Below are 21,165 nucleotides of genomic sequence, written 5' to 3'. Positions count from 1 at the left end.
CCCCGATCGCGGGTCGCCTGCGGGGAAAGCCCCGCGAGCACGGTTCCGTCGCTACGCTCCGCCGCCGTGACCGCCTTTCCCAGCACGTCCCTGCCCCCCGGCCTGCCGGTCGACCCGGCGGCGCGTCGTCGCGCGGCGGTCGAGCTGGGCGTGCTGCAGGGCGTCTACCTGCTGTTCCTGGTCCCGTGGTTCGGGATCGTCATCGCGGGCGCGATGGGGGCGGGGAGCTCCGGATCGCTGCTCGCGGTGCTGCTGTTCTACGTCTGGGCGGGCTATCCGCTGGTCGTCCTCGTCACGACGGTCATCGCGTGGGTGCTCTTCGCCAAGCGCAGCCTGGCCGCTGCCCGGTGGGTGAACCGGGTGCCGCTGGTCTGGGTGGTCCTGGGCTCGGCGCTGCTGGTCTGGGTGTTCACCGCCGCCTGAGCTCAGCCGAGGCGGGCGCGCAGCTCCTCGACGATCGCCCGGGTGACAGGGACGTCGACGCCGTGCCGGTCCGCGGCCCGCAGGACGGCGCCGCCGATGGCCTCCAGCTCCGTCGGGTTCCCCTCGTCGGAGTCCCGCTCCATCGACGAGCGCATGCCGTCCGGGAGCGACCAGGTGAAGTCGCGGGTGGCCGCCGGGTCGGACGCGGCGCCCTCGGCCTCCGCGACGGCCGCCACCTCGGTGATCACGGCGGTGAGCTCGTCGCCGTGCTGGTCGCGCACCGGGCCCAGCGGCGTCCCGGCCCGGGTGGTCAGCAGCGCCATCGGCGCGAGGAAGCAGAGCTTGTCCCACAGCAGACCGGCCTCGTCGGCGCGGACGGCGGCGTCGACCCCGGCTGCGGTGAGGGCATCGGCCAGCTCCTCGCCCCCGGGCGCCAGCTGGACGGCGACCAACTGCCCGTCGTGCCGGATCACACCCGGCTCGGGACGGGACGCGAACACCCGGATGGTCCCGGCAACCACGCGGGCGGCGGGATAGCGCTCGCGGAGCGCCGTCAGGTGCTCGACGCCGTTGAGCAGCGGCACGACGACGGCGTGGCCCAGCACGTCGGCGGGAACGCGCTCCAGCGCCTCGTCCAGCGAGGTGGCCTTCGTCGTGACGAGCAGGACGTCGACCGGGCCGGTCAGGCGCTCGGCGCCGCCGACCTCGGCGGCCAGCTCGCCGAACCGGGCGCTGGACAGGCGGAGGCCGTGCTCGTCGAGGTGCTTCGCCGTCCCCGGGCGGGCCAGGCAGGTGACCGTGTGCCCCTGCCGGGCGAGGAGGACGGCGAGCATCCCGCCGACGCCGCCGGGTCCGAGCACGGCGATGCGCAAGGAGGTCATGGCCGCATCCTCCCTCCCGGGTGGCGGTGCTTGCGCGGGCGGTGCGGCAGCCCGACGCTGTGCCGCATGACCCGCTCGCGCCCGCTGCTGCTCCTGATCGGCGCCCTCGTCGGCGCGGGGATCGTGCTGGCGGCGACCTTCGTGACGAACTACGACGGCCGGAAGACCATCGACCTCGCCGCGTGGGCGGAGGTCGACGACGCCTGGGACCGGGAGATGATGCCCGGCGCCCGCTGGGCCACCGACGAGCTCTGCACCGACGACCTGCCCTGCAGCCAGGCCGTCACCTCGGACACCCTCACGATGTACCGGTTCGACGACCACGCCGACGCCGTCGCCATCGCCCGCCGGTTCGCGGGCGAGGCCTACAAGTCCGGCTGGATCGTGGTCCGCTTCGAGCCCGGCGGGCTCACCGCCGACCAGCGGCAGAGCTTCGTCGGCGTGCTGGACTGCATCAACGTCGGTGACACCGAGGACGGCCTGGGCTGCTGATCAGCTCGTCGTCGCGCCGCTGAGCTCCCTTTCCCGGGGCTGCCCGGCAGGCCCCTTCGCGAGCTTGCTCGGCCACCAGATCCTGTCGCCGAGCAGGTGCACCAGCGCCGGCACGAGCAGCGACCGGACGACGAAGGTGTCCAGCAGGACGCCGAAGCCGACCAGGAACCCGAGCTGGGTGAGGATCACCAGCGGCAGCACGGTGAGCGCGCCGAAGGTGGCGGCCAGCACCAGCCCGGCGCTGGTGATGACCCCGCCGGTGACGGCCAGCGCCCGCAGCACGCCGTCCCGAGTGCCGTGCCGCATCGACTCCTCGCGGGCGCGGGTCATCAGGAAGATGTTGTAGTCGATTCCCAGCGCCACCAGGAAGACGAACCCGATCAGCAGCACCTGTGGGTCGCTGCCCGGGAACTGGAAGAGGTGCTCGAACACCAGGGCGCCGACGCCGACGGTGGAGAGCACGCTCACCGCGACGGTGGCGACCAGCAGCACCGGCGCGACGAGCGCCCGCAGCAGCAGCGCCAGGACGACGGTGATCACCAGGAGCACCAGCGGCACGATCACCAGCAGGTCGCGGGCGGCGGTGTCCTGGGTGTCCAGGTCGCTCGCCGTCGAGCCGCCCACCAGTGTGTCGGCATCGACGTCGCTGACCGCCGTCCGCAGCTCGGCGACGGTGCCCTGGGCCGCCGGGCTGTCGGGGGCGTCGGTGAGCGTGGCGTCGAGACGGACCAGTCCGTCCACCTCGGCCGGCTCGCCGGGCTGTCCGGGGCGGCCCTGGCCGGTGAAGGGGGTGACGTCGCTGACGCCGTCCACCTGTCCGGCCGCGTCGGCGACGTCCTCCCAGCCGTCGGCCGGGGTGATGATGACCGCGGGCGCGGCGCTGCCGGCGTCGAAGTGCCGCGCCAGCGCCTCCTGCCCGACGCCGGAGGGTGAGCCGCCGCGGACGGCGTCGGAGAGCGCGATGCCCTCCGCGTCGATGGTCGGCGCGAAGACGGCGAGGACGGCGAGCAGGCCGAGGCTGCCCACCAGGACGCGGCCCGGACGGCGGCCGACCGACGTCGCCACCCGCTCCCAGCCCCGGCCGTGCGCCTGCTCGGAGCCGAACTTCGGGCGGAAGGGCCAGAACGCCGCGCGGCCGAAGAGCACCAGGACGGCGGGCAGGAAGGTGAGCGCGGCCAGCATGGCGAAGGCGATGCTCACCGCGGAGATCGGGCCGAGGCCGCGGTTGCTGCCCAGGTCGGAGAAGAGCAGGCACAGCACGCCGAGGATGACCGTGGCGCCGGAGGCGACGATCGGCTCCCAGGACTGCTTGAGCGCGATCCGCATCGCGGTGAAGCGCGACTCCTCCTCGCGCAGCTCCTCGCGGTAGCGGGCGACCAGCAGCAGGCCGTAGTCGGTGGCCGCGCCGACGACGAGGATCGAGGCGATCCCCTGGCTCTGCCCGTTGACCGCGATCCAGCCCTCGCGGGCCAGGAAGTAGGCGACCGCGGTCGAGGCGACGAGCGCCATGGCGGCGGTGCCGATGACCAGCAGCGGCAGGAGTGGGCTGCGGTAGACGACGAGCAGGATGACCAGGACGACGCCGAACGCCGCGAGGAGCAGCAGGCCGTCGATGCCGGAGAAGCCCTCGGCGAAGTCGGAGAAGGTCGCGCCCGGCCCGGTGACGTACTCCGTCGTCCCGTCGACCGCCTCCAGGTCGCGCAGCTCGCCGATCACGACGCCCAGCTCGTCGCCCAGATCCGGGCTGAACGGCAGCACGACCTGGGCGGCTTCGCCGTCCTGGGAGGGGATGGGCGGGGAGGCCTCGCCGGACAGGGCGTCCTCGGTGATCCGCAGCGCCTCGTCGGTGCGCTCGCCGATCGCCGCGAGCTGCTCCTGGTCGAGCGGGCCGTCCTCGCTCTCCCAGAGCAGGATCACCGGAAGGCTGCGCTCGGTGGCGAACTCGCGCTGGAGCTCGGTCACCCGCGTCGACTCGGCGCTGTCGGGCAGGAACGCCGTCGAGTCGTTCTCCTGGACCGAGCTCAGCTTTCCGCTGAAGCCGCCCAGGGGTGCGGCGAGCCCCAGCCAGATCAGGGCGACGACCGCCGGGAGGAGCCAGCGGAGGACGGAGGTGCGGCGAGGCATGATTTCCCTTGAGAGTCGATTATCTCGATCGTCGAGAGGTTACTGTGACGATGCTTCGAACGCGAACGGAGGAGCTGCGTGTCCCACGAGAGCGCCCGTGAACTGGCACTGCTCCTTCGCCGGCTGAACGTCGAGCTGGATGCAGTGACCACCCGATTCGCCGACCTCCACGGGTTGAACCGCACCGACGTCCGGGCGCTGGTGGCGGTCATGGACGCCGCCCGCCGCGGCGAGGCGCTCACCGCCGGGCGGCTGGGGGAGGCCGTCGACCTGCGCTCGGCGTCGGTCACGGCGCTGGTCGACCGGCTGGAGAAGGTGGGCCACCTGCGCCGGACGCGGGACGCCGAGGACCGGCGGCGCGTCGTGCTGGAGATGTCGGAGACCGCGCTGGCCGCCGGTGGTGAGCACTTCGGCGGGCTCGCGCGCGACCTCACCGGGGCGATGGAGGGCTACACCGACGACGAGCTGGCCGTCGTCCGCCGCTGGCTCGAGGACATGACCGCCGTGATCACCCGGCACAACCGCGCGGAGCCCGACGGAGCGTGAGCCGCGGTCGTTGCGCGCACATCCACCCCTGGCGGCGCGAGGAAGGTGGATGGCCGCGCAATGGCGAGCGGCGCCGCGCCTCAGAGGTAGAGGCCGGTCGATTCCTCGATGCGCTCGGCGGCGACGGCGTGCACGTCGCGCTCGCGCAGGATGATCAGGTCCTCGCCGTGCACCTCGACCTCGTGCTGGTCCTCGGGTGAGAAGAGCACCTGGTCGCCGAGCTTGACCTGGCGCACGCTCGGCCCGACGCCCTTCGCCTCGCCCCACACCAGCCGCTTGGTCACCTGAGCCGTCGCGGGGATGAGGATGCCGCCGCTGGAGCGCCGGTCGCCGTCCTCTTTTCGGAGCGCCACGAGGATGCGGTCATGCAGCATCTTGATCGGCAGCTTGCCGGCGTTGTCCTCGGGCACGTCGATCGACGCTACCGGTAGCGCCCTCAGCCCAGCCCGCGGTGGGCGGCCCACAGCGAGCCCGCGCGGTCGGCCGCGGCCGCCACCAGCGAGGCGAGCTCCGGCCGGTCGGGGACGGCGAAGGAGACGTACGCCCCGCGCCCACCGGCGGTGGGCCGGCCGTAGGCCTTGGCGGCCAGCGACCCGTCCGGGAGCAGTCGCACGTTGAGCGTCATCAACCGGAACTCGTCACCCCGCCGGGTGTCGGTCCAGCGGAGGTGCTCCGGGATCGTCACGTTGATGGCGAGGGCGCTCACCTCGACGTCGTCGCTCATGACCGGACGCTATCGCCGCCCCCGCAGGGCCGAAATGGCCATTGTGGCCCCGGCTCAGCCTTCCAGCCGCTCCACCTGACGTGCTGCCGCGTCATGGCTCGGCTGTACGTCCGCCCGCGGCTGAACCCCCGTCGCTCAGCCCCAGCCGAGCTCGTGGAGGCGGTCCTCCTCGATGCCGAAGTGGTGCGCGATCTCGTGGACGACGGTGATCGTGACCTCCTCGACGACCTCCTCGGCGGTCTCGCAGATGTCGCAGATCGCCTCGCGGTAGATCATGATCCGGTCCGGCAGCGCCCCGCCGTACTCCCAGCCGCGCTCGGTCAGCGCGTAGCCCTCGTAGAGCCCGAGCAGCTCGGGCTCCTCGGGGTTCCGGTCCTCGACCAGGACGACGACGTTGTCCAGGAGCTTCATCAGCTCGGCCGGCACCTCGTCGAGCGCGTCGGCGACGAGCCCCTCGAAGACCGGCAGCGGCAGTGCCTTCACCCGCCGGCCTTCACCAGCTGGTCGGCAGCGGCCGGCCCTCTTCGTAGCCCGCCGAGCTCTGCACGCCCAGCACGGCCCGCTCGTGCAGCTCGTCCACGGTGCGCGCGCCCGCGTAGGTGCACGAGGACCGCACGCCGGCCACGATCTGGTCGATCAGGTCCTCCACGCCGGGGCGGGCGGGGTCCAGGTACATCCGGGACGACGAGATGCCCTCCTCGAACAGCCCGGCGCGCGCCCGCTCGAAGCCGCTCTGGGTGGCCGTCCGGGCCTTGACCGCGCGGGCCGAGGCCATGCCGAAGGACTCCTTGTAGAGCCGGTCGCCGTCGAGGTGCGCGTCGCCGGCGCTCTCGTAGGTGCCGGCGAACCAGGAGCCGACCATCACGTTCGCCGCGCCCGCGGCCAGCGCGAGGGCGATGTCGCGCGGATGCCGCACGCCGCCGTCGGCCCAGACCTGCTTGCCCAGCGACCGTGCCTCGGCGGCGCACTCCTCGACGGCGGAGAACTGCGGGCGCCCGACGCCGGTCATCATCCGGGTGGTGCACATGGCGCCGGGGCCCACGCCGACCTTGACGACGTCGGCACCGGCCTCGATCAGGTCGCGGGTGCCCTGCGCGGTCACCACGTTGCCGGCGACGACCGGCGTCGAGCCGGCCACCTCCCGCACCGCGCGCACGGCCTCGATCGCCTTCTCCTGGTGCCCGTGCGCGGTGTCGACCACCAGCACGTCCACACCGGCGGCGAGCAAGGCCGACGCCTTGCCGGCGACGTCGCCGTTGATGCCGACGGCGGCCGAGGTCAGCAGGTGCCCGTCAGCGTTCGTCGCCGGCGTGTAGATCGCCGAGCGCAGCGCGCCCTTCTTCGTGATGACGCCGACCAGTCGGTCGCCGTCCACCACGGGGGCCGCGCTGACCCGCTCGTCGGAGAGGACGTCGAAGATCTTCGGCAGCTCGGTGCCCTCGGGGATGGTCAGCGGCTGCCGGGTCATCACCTCGGACAGCTGGGTGAACCGGTCGACGCCCCGGCACTGCCCGTCGGTGACGACGCCGACGGGGGAGCCGCCCTCGACCACCACGACGATCCCGTGCGCGCGCTTGGTCAGCAGCGACAGCGCCTCGCCCACGGTGGAGGTGGGGGAGAGGGTGATCGGGGTGTCGTAGACCGGGTGCCGGGTCTTGACCCAGGAGACGACCTCGGCGACGACGTCGGCCGGGATGTCCTGCGGCAGCACCGCCAGGCCGCCGCGGCGGGCGACGGTCTCGGCCATGCGCCGGCCGGAGATCGCGGTCATGTTGGCGACGACGATGGGGATGGTCGTGCCGACCCGGTCCGGCGTGGTCAGGTCGACCTCGAGCCGGGACCCGACCGTGGAGTGCGCCGGCACCATGAAGACGTCGGAGTACGTCAGGTCGTGCGCCGGACGGGAGCCCTCGAGAAACCGCATGACACCAGTGTCCCTGACGCGAGGTCGCATGCGTGGGGCTGTGCGCAGGCGGGCCCGGAGGGTTCCCGGCGCGGAGCCCGGACGCGCTCGTCGCCGCTGGGGAACGACCGCTGGCCGCGGTGTCGCCCGGAGGGTGACAAAATCGCACGGTGATCGACCTGCGACTCCTCCGCGAGAACCCCGAGCTCGTCCGTGCCAGCCAGCGTGCCCGGGGAGCGGACGAGTCCCTGGTCGACTCCCTCCTCGCCGCCGACACCGCCCGGCGCGAGGCGGTCCGGCGCGGTGACGACCTGCGCGCGGAGCAGAAGACCGCCTCGCAGGCGGTCAAGAAGGCCACCCCGGAGGAGCGTCCGGCGGTGCTCGAGCGGGCCAAGGCGCTCGCCGCCGAGGTCAAGGAGGCCGAGGAGGCCCAGCGCGCCGCCGACGCCGCCCTGCGCGCGGCGCACACGAAGATCCCGAACGTCGTCGCCCCGGAGGTGCCGCCCGGCGGTGAGGACGACGCGGTCACCATCCGCACCGTCGGCGAGGTGCCCACCTACGACTTCGAGGTGCGCGACCACATCGAGATCGGCGAGCTGCTCGGCGCCATCGACATGGAGCGCGGCGCCAAGGTGTCCGGCTCCCGCTTCTACTTCCTCACCGGCCCCGGCGCGCTGCTGGAGTTCGCGCTCGCCCAGCTCGCCATCAGCCGCGCCGTCGCCGCCGGGTTCACCCCGGTGATCGCCCCGGCGCTGGTGCGCCCGGAGGCCATGGAGGGCACCGGCTTCCTCGGCGAGCACGACGAGGAGGTCTACCGGATCGAGCGCGACGACCTGTACCTCGTCGGGACGTCGGAGGTCGCGCTCGCCGGCATGCACTCCGGCGAGGTGCTGGACCTCTCGAACGGGCCGAAGCGCTACGCCGGCTGGTCGTCCTGCTTCCGCCGCGAGGCCGGCTCCTACGGCAAGGACACCCGCGGCATCATCCGCGTGCACTGGTTCGACAAGGTCGAGATGTTCAGCTTCGCCCGTCCCGAGGACACCGAGGCCGAGCACCTGCGGCTGCTCGCGTGGGAGGAGGAGTTCCTCGCAGCCCTCGAGCTGCCCTACCGCGTCGTCGACATCGCCGCGGGCGACCTGGGCACCAGCGCCACCCGCAAGTACGACATCGAGGCCTGGTTCCCCACCCAGGGCACCTACCGCGAGCTCACCTCGACCTCGGACTGCACCACCTTCCAGGCCCGCCGGCTCAACATCCGGTACCGCGACGACGACGGGAAGACGCAGACGGCGGCCACGCTCAACGGCACGCTCTGCGCCATCGCCCGCACGATCGCCTGCCTGCTCGAGGTGCACCAGCGCGCCGACGGCTCGGTGCACGTGCCGGTGGCGCTGCGCCCGTGGCTCGGCGGCATCGAGGCGATCACGCCCGGTATGACGCTGGCGGCGCCGGTGCCCCCCGCATGAGCCAGGAGCGGCCGCGCGCGCTCAAGGCGTACGACGTCCTGCCCGATTCCGATCGAGTGATCGAACTCGGGGATCTGGGCAGCTGGCGGCCCGAGCTCGTCGCCACCGACCTCGACGGCACGCTGCTCGACTCCGCGGGCGTGGTCTCCCCGCGCACGCGCAAGGCGCTCAGCGCCTGCTGGGACGCCGGCATCCCGGTGGTCGGCGTGACCGGCCGCGGGCCCCGGCTGCTCGACAGCGTCCGCGACGCCCTCGACGGCCGCGGCATCGCCGCCCTCTCCCAGGGCGGCTTCGTCGTCGACCTGGAGCGTGACGAGGTGCTGCGGGCGGTGGCCCTCCCGCGCGAGCAGGCCGAGCGGGTGATCCGGCAGATCGAGGAGGTCGCCGGCGACCTGATCCTCGCGGTCGAGGACGCCGCGGAGCAGGGGGAGGCGCAGGACGCCCGGCTGCGGGTGCAGCACGGCTTCGAGTGGCCCTACCCCGAGGCCGCCCAGGTGCTGGCGCGCGACGAGGTGCTGCCCCCGGGGCCGGTGCTCAAGGCGTTCCTGCGGTCCTCGACGCTGGGCCAGGACGAGCTGCTCGCGCGGGCGAGGAGCGTGGTCGACCCGGCCGACGCCGAGGTCACCCATGCCGGTCTCGGGTTCATCGAGGTCCTCCCGCCCGGCGTGACCAAGGCGACCGGCCTGGCTGTGGCGCTGGAGCGGTACGGCGTCGACCTGGGCGACGTCCTGGTGTTCGGCGACATGCCCAACGACCTGCCCATGCTCACCGCGGTCGCCGCGGCCGGCGGGCGGGCGATCGCGATGGCCAACGCGCACCCCGACGTGCGGGCCGTCGTGCAGGGCGTCACCAGCGGCCACGACGCCGACGGTGTCGCCCGCTACCTGGAGGCGATCCTCGATGTCTGAGCGCGATGTCTGACTGGTTGCCCCGGCTGATCGCCAGCGACATGGACGGCACGCTGCTGCGCTCCGACGAGTCGGTCAGCTCCGACACGGTCGCCGAGCTGGAGCTGTGGCGCGAGCGCGGGGTGCCCGTGGTGCCGGCCACCGGCCGTCCGCCGCGCTGGATGCACGGCATCCGCGAGGTGCTCCGCTACGGCACCGCCGTCTGCTGCAACGGGGCGGTGCTGCTCGACCTGGAGCCGATGGAGATCCTCGACGAGGACCCGCTGGAGCCGGCTGCGCTGCAGGCGATCACCGCCGGGCTCCGCGCGCACCGGCCGAGCATGTGGTTCGCCGTCGAGTACGGCTGGGAGTTCCGGCACGAGCCGGTGTACCGCCCGCGCTGGGACGTCGACGCCCCCGGTGTCGCGGCCGCCTCACTGGAGGAGGTCACGGCGACGCCGGCCGCGAAGCTGCTCGCCCGCCACGAGTCGATGACCCGGGACGACTTCGTCCGCCTGGTCGAGGACGTCGTCGGGGACCGCGGGACGGTCACCAACTCCTCCACCGACGCCCTGGCCGAGATCTCCGCGCCCGGCGTCACCAAGGCCAGCGGCCTGGCGAAGGTCGCCGCCCGGTACGGGGTGGGCCCGGAGGACGTCGTCGTCTTCGGGGACATGCCCAACGACATCGCCGCCTTCGAGTGGGTTCGCGCCGGCGGCGGCCGGGCGGTGGCCATGGCGCACGCGCACGCCGACCTGCTCGCCGTTGCGACGGATGTGACAGGTGGGAACGACGACGAGGGCGTCGCGGCCTTCCTCGCCTCGCTGCGGAGCTGATCAGGGTCAACTCCGGCCGCTGCCTGCCGAGAACAGCCGGGAGTAGTTGGAAACCGGTACAGGAGAGCAGGCAGGCATGGAGCAGGCGTACGAGACAGGGGTGCGGTCCGAGGACCGTGCCGACGAGGGCGGGGCGCGCCGCGGGTTGTCCGGCGTGGGCCTGCGCACGCGCCTGCTCGGGGCGATCCTCGTCGTCGCCCTGAGCACCGTCGCGGTCGGTGTGTTCAGCATCAACCGGATGTCGACCCTCAGTGACCAGGCACAGAAGGTCTACGACGGGGGCACGGTGCCCGTCGACGGCCTGCGGCAGCTGCAGTCGGACTGGTGGGCCTACTCGGCGTACTTCGCCCGGGCCAACGTGACGACCCTGCCGCCCGAGACCCGTCAGACCAACCAGAAGAAGGCGACCGAGACCGTCGCCCTCATGAACGAGCACATCGCTACCGTCGGCGAGATGGAGCTCTCCGGCGAGGCGCGGGCCGCCTTCGGTGAGTTCGCCACCAGCATCGAGGCCTACCAGGGCCTGCTGGCCCAGCTGGTCCAGATGACGGCCACCGGCCCGTCGGCCCTGGCGCAGATGGCGCCCACCCTGAAGCAGATGAACGAGCTCGAGGCCGTGATCGGCGAGTCGCTGCTCACCGCCACCACCGCCGCCACCGAGGCCGCGCAGGCCACCGTCGCCGAGGCGAAGGACGCCTACGAGTCCGCCCGCACCCTGGCGATCGTGATCATGGCGGTCGGCCTCGGTGTCGCGGTCGTGCTCGCCTTCCTCGTCGCTCGCGGCGTGACCGGCCCGGTGCAGCGCATCCGGGAGGTGCTGGGCCAGGTCGCCGCCGGTGACCTCAGCGTCCGCGCCGGCCGCACCGGCGGTGCCGAGCTGGACGACATGGCCGCCTCGCTGGACGAGACGCTGGACTCCATCGGCAACGTCCTGACCCTGGTCAGCGACTCCTCCACGCGCCTCGCGGCCGCCTCCCAGCAGCTCAGCGGCGCGGCCGAGGGCATGCGCCAGAACGCGCAGATCGCGGCCGGGCAGGCCGACGAGGTCGTCGCCTCCGCCGGCGCGGTCGCCTCCAGCGTCGACACCGTGGCCACCGGCTCCTCGCAGATGGAGTCCGCGATCCGGGAGATCTCGCAGAACGCCAGCGAGGCCAGCCGGGTCGCCAGCCAGGCCGTCGACGTCGCCGAGGAGACCACCCGCACCGTCGGCAAGCTGGGCGACTCCTCCGCGGAGATCGCCACCGTCATCAAGCTGATCAACGGCATCGCCGAGCAGACGAACCTGCTGGCGCTGAACGCCACGATCGAGGCGGCGCGAGCCGGGGAGGCCGGCAAGGGCTTCGCCGTCGTCGCCTCGGAGGTCAAGGAGCTGGCGCAGGAGACGGCGCGGGCGACCGAGGACATCTCCAAGCGGGTCGAGGCCATCCAGGGCGACACCGCCGGCGCCGTGGACGCGATCAGCAGGATCAGCACGGTCATCGGCGAGATCAACGACTTCCAGGCGACCATCGCCGCGGCGGTCGAGGAGCAGACGGCGACGACGAACGAGATGAACCGCAACGTCGCCGAGGCCGCTCAGGGCTCGCAGGGCATCGCGGCCGCCATCACCGGCCTCGCGGCCGGGACGGCGGAGACCAACCAGCGGGTCGAGGAGTCGCAGCGCGCGGCCACCGAGCTGGCCCGGATGAGCGGCGAGCTCCAGGACGCGGTCAACCGCTTCCGCATCTGAAGAAGGGCCCCGCTGCCCCCCGGCGCTCGCATGCTCGCACCGGGTCCCTGCAGCGGGGCCGGTTCCAGCCCGTCACCACGGCGGGGAGTCACCTCCGGGTGGCTCCCCGCCGTTGGTCATTTGTGCCTGGTTCCCGCAGCGGGATTGGCAGCCCGGGTCGTTGTATCGACTACAGCGAACGATCGGTCGTCCGACATCTAGTTGGAGACGTCGGTACGAGACCGGCGCACGCCGACGACAGGGAGCCGGCATGGACGGCCACGCGAACCAGGACGAGCACGACGCCACCGACCGCGCCCGCGGGACGTTCAGCCGCATCGGTCTCCGCGGCAGGCTCCTCGCCGCGATCCTCGTGGTCGCGCTGACCACCGTCGCGGTCGGCGCTGTGGGCGTCTCCCGGATGTCGGCGCTCAGCGACAAGGCCACCGAGGCCTACGAGCAGGGCACCGTGCCACTCGAGCAGCTCAAGTCGCTCGAGGTGACCTGGTGGCAGCTGCGGTACTACCGGTTGCTGATCGGCCTGGAGACCCTGGACGCGGCGACCCGGGCGGCCACCCAGCAGAGCATCGAGAGCACCTCCGCTGCCCTGCAGGAGCAGATGGCGACGCTGGAGAATGCGTCGCTCGGCGCCGAGGTCATGGCGGCCTTCATCGGCTTCGAGGAGGCCACCGCCGGCTACCTGAGCACGCTCGAGGAGCTGTATGCCGCGGTGGCCACCAACCCCGCAGCGCTGCAGACGCTCCTGCCGAAGCTGACCGCGTTCGAGCAGCAGGCGAACGAGACGATCGCGGCTGCCGCTGCCGCCGCCGACGAGTTCGCTGCCGCCACCGCGGCGGAGGCCCAGGATGCCTACGAGTCGGCCCGCACCATCACCTTCACGATCATCGGCGTCGGCCTCGTTGTCTCCCTCGTCCTCGCCATGGTGATCGCGCAGGGCGTCATCCGGCCCGTGCAGCGGATCCGCGAGGTGCTGGGCCAGGTGGCCGCGGGCGACCTGACGGTGCGCGCCGGCCGCACCGGCGGTGGTGAGCTCGAGGACATGGCGGCCTCGCTGGACGAGACGCTGGACTCGATCGGCACCGTGCTGACGCTGGTCAGCGACTCCTCGACCCGCCTGGCGGCCGCCTCGCAGCAGCTGGACGGCGCGGCCGAGGGCATGCGCCAGAACGCGCAGATCGCGGCCGGGCAGGCCGACGAGGTCGTCGCCTCCGCCGGCGCGGTCGCTGCGAGCGTGGACACCGTGGCGACCGGCTCCTCGCAGATGGAGTCCGCGATCCGGGAGATCTCGCAGAACGCCAGCGAGGCCAGCCGGGTCGCCAGCCAGGCCGTCGACGTCGCCGAGGAGACCACCCGCACCGTCGGCAAGCTGGGTGACTCGTCGGCGGAGATCGCCACGGTCATCAAGCTGATCAACGGCATCGCCGAGCAGACGAACCTGCTGGCGCTGAACGCCACGATCGAGGCGGCGCGGGCCGGGGAGGCCGGCAAGGGCTTCGCCGTCGTCGCCTCGGAGGTCAAGGAGCTGGCGCAGGAGACGGCGCGGGCAACCGAGGACATCTCCAAGCGGGTCGAGGCCATCCAGGGCGACACCGCGGGGGCCGTGGACGCGATCAGCAGGATCAGCACGGTCATCGGCGAGATCGCCGACTTCCAGACCACGATCGCCGCGGCGGTCGAGGAGCAGACGGCGACGACGAACGAGATGAACCGCAACGTGGCCGAGGCGGCCCAGGGGTCGCAGGGCATCGCCGCGTCCATCTCGGGGCTGGCTGCCGGGACCGCGGAGACGACCCAGCGGGTCGAGGAGGCGCAGCGTGCGGCGTCCGAGCTGGCCCGGATGAGCGGCGAGCTGCAGGACGCGGTCAGCCGCTTCCGCATCTGAGAAAGGACCCGTGCCCCCTGGCGCTCGCACCGGGTCCCTGCAGCGGGGCCGTTCCAGCACGTCGTCGGTCGGATCAGGTGAGCATGTTGTAGGCGATCACCATGTTCACGATCGCGCCGACGATGGCCACGACGCCGAGCACCAGGCCGGCGGTCGCCTGCCCGCTCCGGTTGCCGTTGCGGCGGGCCACCGCACCCAGCGCGACGCTCACGATGCCGAGGGCGAGGCCGATGATTGCGAACAGGAAGGCGAAGACGACGCCCACGATGCCGGTGATGAGCGAAGCGATCGCCAGGCCGTTCTGGCTCTTCACGGGCGCGGTGCTCGACTGCTGAGTGGTCACGGGGGTCCTCCCGGGATAGGGCCGGGCGATCCCGGCCTCAGGCCTCGGGAGATGCCCCGTCGAGCTCCGAGTCGATCATGGTTCACCCGGTCAGGGGAACCGGCTGGTTCCCTTTGGATCGCGTCCTACAGGTACTGCCCGCCGCCGGGGCGGAAGTCCTGCGCCGGCGCGGGCTGCTGCCCACCGGGCAGGGCCTTGCGGCGCATCTCCTCCAGCTGGGCCCGGGCTGCCATCTGCTGGGCGAACAGCGCCGTCTGGATGCCGTGGAAGACGCCCTCCAGCCAGCCCACCAGCTGGGCCTGGGCAATCCGCAGCTCGGCGTCCGACGGCGTCTGGTCCTCGCTGAACGGCAGCGTGATCCGCTCCAGCTCCTCGCGCAGCTCCGGCGCCAGGCCCTGCTCCAGCTCGCGGATGGACGACGCGTGGATGTCGCGCAGCCGGTTGCGGCTGGCGTCGTCCAGCGGCGCCGCCCGCACCTCCTCGAGCAGCTGCTTGATCATCGTGCCGATCCGCATGACCTTCGCCGGCTGCTCCACCAGCTCGCCGACGTGCAGGGCGCCGTCGCCGTCCTGCTCGCCCGCCTGCGGCATGGGCACGGCACCCAGCGGGGAGCCGTCGGGCCCGACCACGACGACCTGGTGGGGATTCTCCGGTGCAGTCATGCCTCCATCCTGCACGGTGCCGGGGACGGCGTGCGGCGGGCCGGAGGACTCCGGCGAACACGTCCGGCCACAGCGCGTGACCAGCCGTCGCAGGAACTAGGGTGCGGCCATGTCGAACGGGCCGGGGGGGCTGGACGTCGCGCGCGTGCGCGGCCTCTTCCCGGCCCTCGCCGACGGGTACGTGCACGCCGACGGCCCGGCCGGTTCGCTGGTCCCCGAGACCGTCGCGCACGCGGTCGGCACGGCGATGCGGATGCCGGTGGCCAACCGTGGCGGCGTCTTCCCCGCTTCCGGGCGTTCCGAGGCGCTGGTCAGCGGAGCGCGGGCCGCCGTCGCCGACCTGGTGGGTGGCCGACCGGGCGGCGTGGTGCTCGGGGCGAACATGACCACCCTGACCTACGCCTTCGCCCGCGCGCTGGCCCGCACGTGGCGGCCCGGGGACGAGATCGTCGTCAGCCGGCTGGACCACGACGCCAACGTCCGCCCCTGGGTGCAGCTGGCCGCCGCGGTGGGCGCCGAGGTGCGCTGGGCCGAGGTGGACATCGAGACCGGCGAGCTGCCCGCGTGGCAGTACGCCGACCTGATCACCTCACGCACCCGCCTGGTGGCGGTGACCGCGGCCAGCAACGCGCTGGGCACCCGGCCGGACGTCGCCGGGATCGCCGCCCAGGCGCACGCGGTCGGCGCGCTGGTCTACGTCGACGCCGTCCACGCCGCTCCGCACCTGTTCCTCGACAAGCGTTCGCTCGGCGCGGACTTCCTGGCCGTCTCGGCCTACAAGTGGTGCGGCCCGCACGTCGGGGCGGTGGTCGCCGACCCAGAGCTGCTCGAGTACCTGCGCCCCGACAAGCTGGCGCCGTCGTCGGACAAGGTTCCGGAGCGCTTCGAGACCGGCACGCCGCCCTTCGAGCTGTTCGCGGGCGTGACCGCCGCCGTCGACCACCTGGCCGCGCTCTGCGGCGAGGCGGCCGGATCCCGCCGCGAGCGGCTGCGGGCCTCGATGGCCGCCGTCGCCCGGCACGAGGGCGACCTCTTCGAGTGGATGGACCAGGCGCTGCGCGTGATGCGGCACGTGCAGGTGATCGGCCGCCCCGAGCGCAGCACGCCGACGCTCTCGTTCACCGTCGACGGCATGCGGCCGCGGCAGGTGGCCGCCGAGCTCGCCCGTGCGGGGGTCTGCGCCTGGGACGGCGACTTCTACGCCCGCGAGCTGTTCGACGCCCTCGGGGTGAACGAGACCGGCGGAGCGGTGCGGCTGGGCCTCATGCACTACAACACCGGCGACGAGGTGGGCCGCATCATCGACGCGGTGGCGGCGCTCCGCTCCCGCTGACGGGCCCTCGCTGACCCCCCTGCGGGAGCGATGTGCGCTGGTGGCGGGTTAGGGGGCCGTTGACGCGCCCTGGGCGCACATCGCTCGCGCTCAGTCGGCGGGGAGCAGCAGGACCTTCCCGATGTGCTCGCTGGCCTCGACGACGCGGTGGGCCTCGGCGGCGCGCGACATGGGCAGCCGGCGGTCCACGATCGGCCGTAGGACCCCGCGCTCGACGTCGGGCCAGACGTCGTGCAGGACGGCGGCGACGATCTCGGCCTTGCCCCCGCGACCGGTGGCCGGACGGGAGCGCAGCGTCGTCGCGTGCACGGCCGCCCGCTTGCCCAGCAGCTTGCCGAGGTCCAGCTCGGCCTTCGTGCCGCCCTGCATGCCGATGACGACCAGCCGGCCGCCCGTGGTCAGGACGTCGACGTTGCGTCCCAGGTACTTGGCGCCCATGTTGTCCAGGACGACATCGGCGCCCCCGGTCTCGGTCTTCACGCGCTCGACGAAGTCCTCGTCGCGGTAGTTGACGAGCACGTCGGCGCCCAGCTCGCGGCAGAAGTCGAGCTTGGCCTGCGTGCCGGCGGTGGTCGCCACGCGGGCACCGGCCCGCTTCGCCAGCTGGATCGCCATCGTGCCGATGCCGCTGGAGCCGCCGTGCACGAGGAACGTCTCCCCGGGCCGCAGGTTCGCCAGCAGGAAGACGTTGGACCACACGGTGCAGACGACCTCGGGCAGCGCCGCCGCGGTGGCGAGCTCCACGCCGGCCGGCTTGGGCAGCAGCTGCCCGGCCGGAACGGCGACCCGCTCGGCGTAGCCGCCTCCCGAGAGCAGCGCGCACACCTCGTCGCCGACCGACCAGCCGGTGACGCCCTCGCCGATCTCGCTGATGATCCCGCTGCACTCCAGGCCGAGGATCTCGCTCGCGCCCTTGGGCGGCGGGTAGAAGCCCTGGCGCTGCAGCAGGTCGGCGCGGTTCACCGCGGTGGCGGCGACGTCGACGATCACCTCGCCGGGACCGCAGACCGGGTCGGGCACCTCCGCCCAGCTCAGGACGTCGGGGCTCCCGGGCTCGTTGATCGTCACCGCACGCATGCCGACGACCTTAGGGTGACCGTCCGCTCCCCACCGCCCGCCCACGGCGGGCCCCGGTGCAGGGGCCCGCCGCGAGCTCGCGAGCGGTGGGGGGCAGCGGGGTCCTTGCTCAGCGGGCCTTGAGGTCCTTGCGCAGGATCTTGCCGGCCGCGGACTTCGGCACCGCCTCGATGAACTCGACGAAGCGGATCTTCTTGTGCGGGGCGACCTTCTCGGCCATGTAGGCCTTGACGTCGTCCTCGGTGATCTCCGAGCCCGGCGCGCGGACGAGGAACGCCTTGGGCAGCTCCTCGCCGCTCTCCTTGTCCGGGACGCCGATGACGGCGGCGTCGGCGATCTCCGGGTGGTTGATCAGCACGGCCTCGAGCTCGGCCGGGGCCACCTGGTAGCCCTTGTACTTGATCAGCTCCTTGACGCGGTCGACGACGGTGTAGCAGCCGTTCTCGTCGACGATCGCGACGTCACCGGTGTGCAGCCAGCCCTCGTCGTCGAGGGTGGACCGCGTGGCCTCCTCGTTGTTGAGGTAGCCCTTCATGACCTGCGGGCCGCGCACCCAGAGCTCGCCGCGCTCGCCGGGGGCGGCGTCCTCGCCCGTGGCCGGGTCGATGAGCCGGCACTCGGTGTTGGGGATGGCGAAGCCCACCGAGCCCTTCGGGATCTCGATGGAGACGCCCGGGGGCTGCGCGTCGACGTCGGGGCTGGTGTGCGAGACCGGCGAGAGCTCGGTCATGCCGTAGCCCTGGCCCACGACGACGCCGGTGTCGGCGCCCTTGCGCAGCCGGCTCTGGGCCGACAGTGCGAGCTGCTCGTCCAGGGGAGCGGCACCCGACAGGATCGACGTCAGCGAGGAGAGGTCGTAGTTGTCGACCAGCGGGTGCTTGGCCATCGCCAGCAGGATGGGGGGCGCGACGAAGGCGCGGGTGATCTTGTGGTCCTGGATCGTGCGGAGGAAGTCCTCGAGATCGAACCGGGGGAGGGTCACCACGGCGCCGCCCAGGGCCAGGCCCTGGTTCATCAGCACGGTCAGGCCGTAGATGTGGAAGAACGGCAGGACGGCGATGATCTTCTCGTCGGCGCCGGTCTTGAGCAGCGGCAGGCACTGCGCGACGTTGGCCACCAGGTTGCGGTGGGTCAGCATCACGCCCTTGGGCAGGCCCGTGGTGCCGCTGGAGTAGGGCAGCGTGACCAGGTCGTTGGCGGGGTCGATGTCGACCGTGACGCTGGGGGCGTCGGCGCCCAGGAGGTCGAAGAGGTTCGCCTTGCCCTCGAAGCCGTCGAGGACGATGACCTCGTCGACCGGGGACTTCTCGACCGCGGCCTGTGCCCGGTCCATGAACAGCGAGATCGTGATGAGGATCTTGGCGCCGGAGTCCTTGAGCTGGAACGCGATCTCGTCGGGCGTGTAGAGCGAGTTGATCGGGCTCATCACGCAGCCGGCGGCCGCGATGCCGTGGAAGACCACCGGGAACCACGGGGTGTTCGGGCAGAAGACGGCGACGACGTCGCCCTTGCGCAGCCCGCGGGCGTGCAGGTTGGCCGCGACCCGGTCGACGTACTGGGCCAGCTGGCCGTGGGTGATCACGTCACCCTTGAGACCGTCGATCAGGGCAGGAGCGTCCGGACGTTCCTTGCCAGCGGCCAGGACGAACTCCGGGACCGAGACGTTCGGGATCTCGACGTCGGGATACAGGCTGGCCAGCGACACAGGTGGAACCTCCTAGGAACGGGTGTGTGGCCGTAGTCTCACACTCCCCGTGTCCCTGCTCACAAGGGGGTTACCGGCGGGTTCGCCCGATCAGCGGGGCCAGAGCACCGACTGCGTGCAGCGGAACAGCGCGATCGTCTTCCCGTTCTCCGCGTTCGTGACCACGGCGTCCCACACCTGCGTCGTCCGCCCGGCGTGCACGTTCGTCGCGGTGCACTCGATCCGGCCCTCGCGCGCGGTACCCAGGTGGTTGCTCTTCAGCTCGATGGTGGTGAAGCCGCTCGACCCCTCCGGCAGCAGCGCCCGGGTGGGCAGCCCGCAGCTGGTGTCGGCGAGGGTGACCACGGTGCCGGCGTGCAGGTAGCCGTTGGGTGCCAGCAGCTCGGGGCGGACGTCGAGGTGGCTGGTCAGCCGCCCGCGCTCGTGGGTGTCGATGACGATGCCGAGCAGCCCGGGGAAGGTGCCCGGGAGCAGGTCGTTGAGCTCGGCGGCGGTGTGGAACCCGGTAGCGGCCATGCCGTGGAACCTATCGCCGGGCGCGCGGGGGTCGAGACCGCGGTGTGGGCGTGGGTGCCGCCCCGCAGCGCGGCACTCGCCCCCGCGGCGCGGCGCCGACCGACGTCGCGGGGCTCAGGCCAGGCCGCGGACGGTGCGAGCCGGCGGCCGGGTGCCCTGGATGGAGGCGACCATGTCCAGCGTCTGCCGGGTCGCGGCGACGTCGTGCACCCGGAACACCCGCGCGCCCAGCCAGGCGCTCACCGCCGTCGCCGCGAGGGTGCCGGTGAGCCGCTCCTCCAGCGGGACGTCGAGGGTCTCGCCGACGAAGTCCTTGTTCGACAGCGCCATCAGCACCGGCCAGCCGGTGTCGACCAGCTCGCCGAGGCGCCGGGTGGCCTCCAGCGAGTGCCGGGTGTTCTTCCCGAAGTCGTGACCGGGGTCGACCATCACCCGCTCGCGGTCCACGCCCGCGGCGACCGCGGCGTCGGCCAGCGCCGTCGTCCGGGCCACGATGTCGGCGACGACGTCGTCGTAGGTCACGCGGTGCGGCCGGGTGCGCGGCGGCAGCCCTCCGGCGTGCGTGCACACGATCCCCGCGCCCGCCTCCCCGGCGACGGCGGCGAGCGAGGGGTCCACCCCGCCCCAGGCGTCGTTGACGACGTCGGCGCCGGCCGCCAGGACCTCCCGCGCGACGGAGGCCCGCCAGGTGTCGATCGAGATCGGCAGCGTCGGGTGCGCGGCGCGGATGGCGGCCACCAGGTCGACGGTGCGGCGGATCTCCTCGGCGGGGGAGACCTCCTCGCCGGGTGCGGCCTTCACGCCGCCGACGTCGACCATGTCCGCGCCCTCGGCGACGACGGCGTCCACCCGCTCGACGGCGGCGGCCAGCTCGAAGGTCGCGCCGCGGTCGTAGAACGAGTCGGGGGTGCGGTTGACGATCGCCATCACCACGAACCGGCCGTCGGGCACGTCGAGGGCACCCAGTCGCAGCAACCCGCTCCCCGTCCGATCGTGGTGTGTGGTGGAGTCAGCCAACCAGACCGCATGTGGTCGAGATCTGCACACTCGCCCTCATCGCCGGGCTGACAGGGACGAGTGTGCAGATCTCGTCGGGATCGAGTGGAGGCAGAGCTGATGGCGCAGACGACCGCGGACGGCGTCGAGGGGGTCCAGGGCCTGGTCGGCCAGCACCTGGGCTACAGCGACTGGGTGGAGGTGACCCAGGAGCAGGTGAACCAGTTCGCCGAGGCGACCGGTGACCACCAGTGGATCCACACCGACCCGGAGCGCGCGAAGAAGGAGAGCCCGTTCGGCGGCCCGATCGCCCACGGTTACCTGACGCTGTCGCTGCTGCCCTCGCTGGTGCCGCAGATCGTGGAGATCAGCGGCTTCCGGATGGGCGTCAACTACGGCACGGAGAAGGTGCGCTTCCCCTCGCCGGTGCCCGTGGGCGCCCGGGTGCGCGCCGGCGCGACGATGGAGGCCGCGACCCCGTTCGAGGGCGGCGTCCAGATGAGCCTCACCGTCACCGTGGAGATCGAGGGCGGCAGCAAGCCGGCGATGGTCGCCACCGTCGTCTACCGCCGCTACCTGTGAGCTGAGACCCGGAATGATCAGGTGACCTGATCATTCCGGGTCCTGGCTCACCACCGGT

Annotated in this window: 22 protein-coding genes; 10 read left to right on the top strand and 12 right to left on the bottom strand. The window is 72.7% G+C overall.

From position 1 onward, the window contains the following. The first annotated feature begins 66 nt into the window (after window positions 1–66). Window positions 67–423, top strand: a complete 357-nt coding sequence (locus LBW97_RS08455) for a hypothetical protein (RefSeq protein ID WP_224498954.1) — start codon at window positions 67–69, stop codon at window positions 421–423. A 2-nt stretch (window positions 424–425) separates the two neighbouring features. On the opposite strand, the gene LBW97_RS08450 is transcribed toward LBW97_RS08455, so the two are convergent. Beyond that, a complete protein-coding gene (locus LBW97_RS08450) occupies window positions 426–1,304 on the bottom strand; it encodes a ketopantoate reductase family protein (RefSeq protein ID WP_224498953.1) in 879 nt (292 codons plus the stop codon). 66 nt (window positions 1,305–1,370) lie between these two features. On the opposite strand from LBW97_RS08450, the gene LBW97_RS08445 reads away from it, so the two are divergent. Beyond that, window positions 1,371–1,796 carry a hypothetical protein gene (locus LBW97_RS08445; RefSeq protein WP_224498952.1) on the top strand — a complete coding sequence of 142 codons (426 nt, stop codon included), beginning with the start codon at window positions 1,371–1,373 and terminating at the stop codon, window positions 1,794–1,796. Here LBW97_RS08445 and LBW97_RS08440 read toward each other — a convergent pair whose 3' ends face one another. Next, complete coding sequence (locus LBW97_RS08440) at window positions 1,797–3,920, bottom strand: MMPL family transporter (protein ID WP_224498951.1); 2,124 nt, start codon at window positions 3,918–3,920, stop codon at window positions 1,797–1,799. A gap of 78 nt (window positions 3,921–3,998) precedes the next feature. Here LBW97_RS08440 and LBW97_RS08435 point away from each other — a divergent pair, with 78 nt between their 5' ends. Next, window positions 3,999–4,466: a MarR family winged helix-turn-helix transcriptional regulator gene (locus LBW97_RS08435; RefSeq protein WP_224498950.1), complete on the top strand. Its 468-nt coding sequence runs from the start codon at window positions 3,999–4,001 to the stop codon at window positions 4,464–4,466. An 80-nt stretch (window positions 4,467–4,546) separates the two neighbouring features. Here LBW97_RS08435 and LBW97_RS08430 read toward each other — a convergent pair whose 3' ends face one another. The 4 genes from LBW97_RS08430 to LBW97_RS08415 all read right to left on the bottom strand — a co-directional run bounded on the left by LBW97_RS08430 (window position 4,547) and on the right by LBW97_RS08415 (window position 7,114). Next, window positions 4,547–4,876: a co-chaperone GroES gene (locus LBW97_RS08430; RefSeq protein WP_224498949.1), complete on the bottom strand. Its 330-nt coding sequence runs from the start codon at window positions 4,874–4,876 to the stop codon at window positions 4,547–4,549. Between the two features lie 26 nt (window positions 4,877–4,902). Next, on the bottom strand, window positions 4,903–5,190 hold the full coding sequence (locus LBW97_RS08425) for a hypothetical protein (protein WP_224498948.1): 288 nt from the start codon (window positions 5,188–5,190) through the stop codon (window positions 4,903–4,905). A gap of 135 nt (window positions 5,191–5,325) precedes the next feature. Next, window positions 5,326–5,673: a metallopeptidase family protein gene (locus tag LBW97_RS08420; protein WP_224498947.1), complete on the bottom strand. Its 348-nt coding sequence runs from the start codon at window positions 5,671–5,673 to the stop codon at window positions 5,326–5,328. Between the two features lie 10 nt (window positions 5,674–5,683). Continuing rightward, on the bottom strand, window positions 5,684–7,114 hold the full coding sequence (locus tag LBW97_RS08415) for a GuaB1 family IMP dehydrogenase-related protein (RefSeq protein ID WP_224498946.1): 1,431 nt from the start codon (window positions 7,112–7,114) through the stop codon (window positions 5,684–5,686). Window positions 7,115–7,263: 149 nt separating this feature from the next. Here LBW97_RS08415 and serS point away from each other — a divergent pair, with 149 nt between their 5' ends. From serS to LBW97_RS08390, 5 genes are all read left to right on the top strand, one after another. Further along, the gene (serS, locus tag LBW97_RS08410) at window positions 7,264–8,559 is read left to right on the top strand and encodes a serine--tRNA ligase (RefSeq protein WP_224498945.1); all 1,296 of its coding nucleotides are present in this window, start codon (window positions 7,264–7,266) and stop codon (window positions 8,557–8,559) included. Beyond that, window positions 8,556–9,467 (top strand): HAD family hydrolase, encoded by a 912-nt coding sequence (locus tag LBW97_RS08405; RefSeq protein WP_224498944.1) that lies wholly within the window; start codon window positions 8,556–8,558, stop codon window positions 9,465–9,467. The genes serS and LBW97_RS08405 overlap by 4 nt, the downstream gene beginning before the upstream one ends. Window positions 9,468–9,472: 5 nt before the next feature. Next, entirely contained in the window at window positions 9,473–10,282 is an 810-nt protein-coding gene (locus LBW97_RS08400) for an HAD family hydrolase (protein WP_224498943.1), read from the top strand. 76 nt (window positions 10,283–10,358) lie between these two features. After that, a complete protein-coding gene (locus LBW97_RS08395; protein WP_224498942.1) occupies window positions 10,359–12,011 on the top strand; it encodes a methyl-accepting chemotaxis protein in 1,653 nt (550 codons plus the stop codon). A 250-nt stretch (window positions 12,012–12,261) separates the two neighbouring features. Beyond that, entirely contained in the window at window positions 12,262–13,893 is a 1,632-nt protein-coding gene (locus LBW97_RS08390; RefSeq protein ID WP_224498941.1) for a methyl-accepting chemotaxis protein, read from the top strand. Between the two features lie 73 nt (window positions 13,894–13,966). On the opposite strand, the gene LBW97_RS08385 is transcribed toward LBW97_RS08390, so the two are convergent. Next, a complete protein-coding gene (locus tag LBW97_RS08385) occupies window positions 13,967–14,236 on the bottom strand; it encodes a DUF4190 domain-containing protein (protein WP_224498940.1) in 270 nt (89 codons plus the stop codon). A gap of 125 nt (window positions 14,237–14,361) precedes the next feature. Then, window positions 14,362–14,898, bottom strand: coding sequence for a bacterial proteasome activator family protein (locus LBW97_RS08380; RefSeq protein ID WP_224498939.1), 537 nt, complete (start codon window positions 14,896–14,898; stop codon window positions 14,362–14,364). 109 nt (window positions 14,899–15,007) lie between these two features. Between LBW97_RS08380 and LBW97_RS08375 the strand changes: the two genes are divergently transcribed. Further along, entirely contained in the window at window positions 15,008–16,231 is a 1,224-nt protein-coding gene (locus LBW97_RS08375) for a cysteine desulfurase-like protein (RefSeq protein WP_224498938.1), read from the top strand. Window positions 16,232–16,321: 90 nt separating this feature from the next. Here the strand turns inward: LBW97_RS08375 and LBW97_RS08370 are convergent, their stop codons facing one another. The 4 genes from LBW97_RS08370 to folP form a co-directional block, all read right to left on the bottom strand. After that, window positions 16,322–17,308, bottom strand: a complete 987-nt coding sequence (locus LBW97_RS08370) for an NAD(P)H-quinone oxidoreductase (protein ID WP_224498937.1) — start codon at window positions 17,306–17,308, stop codon at window positions 16,322–16,324. Between the two features lie 109 nt (window positions 17,309–17,417). Then, complete coding sequence (locus tag LBW97_RS08365) at window positions 17,418–19,013, bottom strand: 4-coumarate--CoA ligase family protein (protein ID WP_224498936.1); 1,596 nt, start codon at window positions 19,011–19,013, stop codon at window positions 17,418–17,420. Between the two features lie 90 nt (window positions 19,014–19,103). Next, the gene (locus LBW97_RS08360) at window positions 19,104–19,529 is read right to left on the bottom strand and encodes a PaaI family thioesterase (RefSeq protein WP_224498935.1); all 426 of its coding nucleotides are present in this window, start codon (window positions 19,527–19,529) and stop codon (window positions 19,104–19,106) included. 114 nt (window positions 19,530–19,643) lie between these two features. Further along, window positions 19,644–20,504, bottom strand: a complete 861-nt coding sequence (gene folP / locus LBW97_RS08355; protein WP_224498934.1) for a dihydropteroate synthase — start codon at window positions 20,502–20,504, stop codon at window positions 19,644–19,646. Window positions 20,505–20,645: 141 nt separating this feature from the next. On the opposite strand from folP, the gene LBW97_RS08350 reads away from it, so the two are divergent. Beyond that, window positions 20,646–21,107 (top strand): MaoC family dehydratase, encoded by a 462-nt coding sequence (locus LBW97_RS08350; RefSeq protein WP_224498933.1) that lies wholly within the window; start codon window positions 20,646–20,648, stop codon window positions 21,105–21,107. Window positions 21,108–21,165 lie beyond the last annotated feature (58 nt).

Origin of the sequence: Blastococcus sp. LR1 (assembly GCF_020166105.1) — a bacterium.
In the GTDB taxonomy this organism is placed as follows: domain Bacteria; phylum Actinomycetota; class Actinomycetes; order Mycobacteriales; family Geodermatophilaceae; genus Blastococcus.
This window is presented reverse-complemented; position numbering and strand designations above follow the sequence as displayed.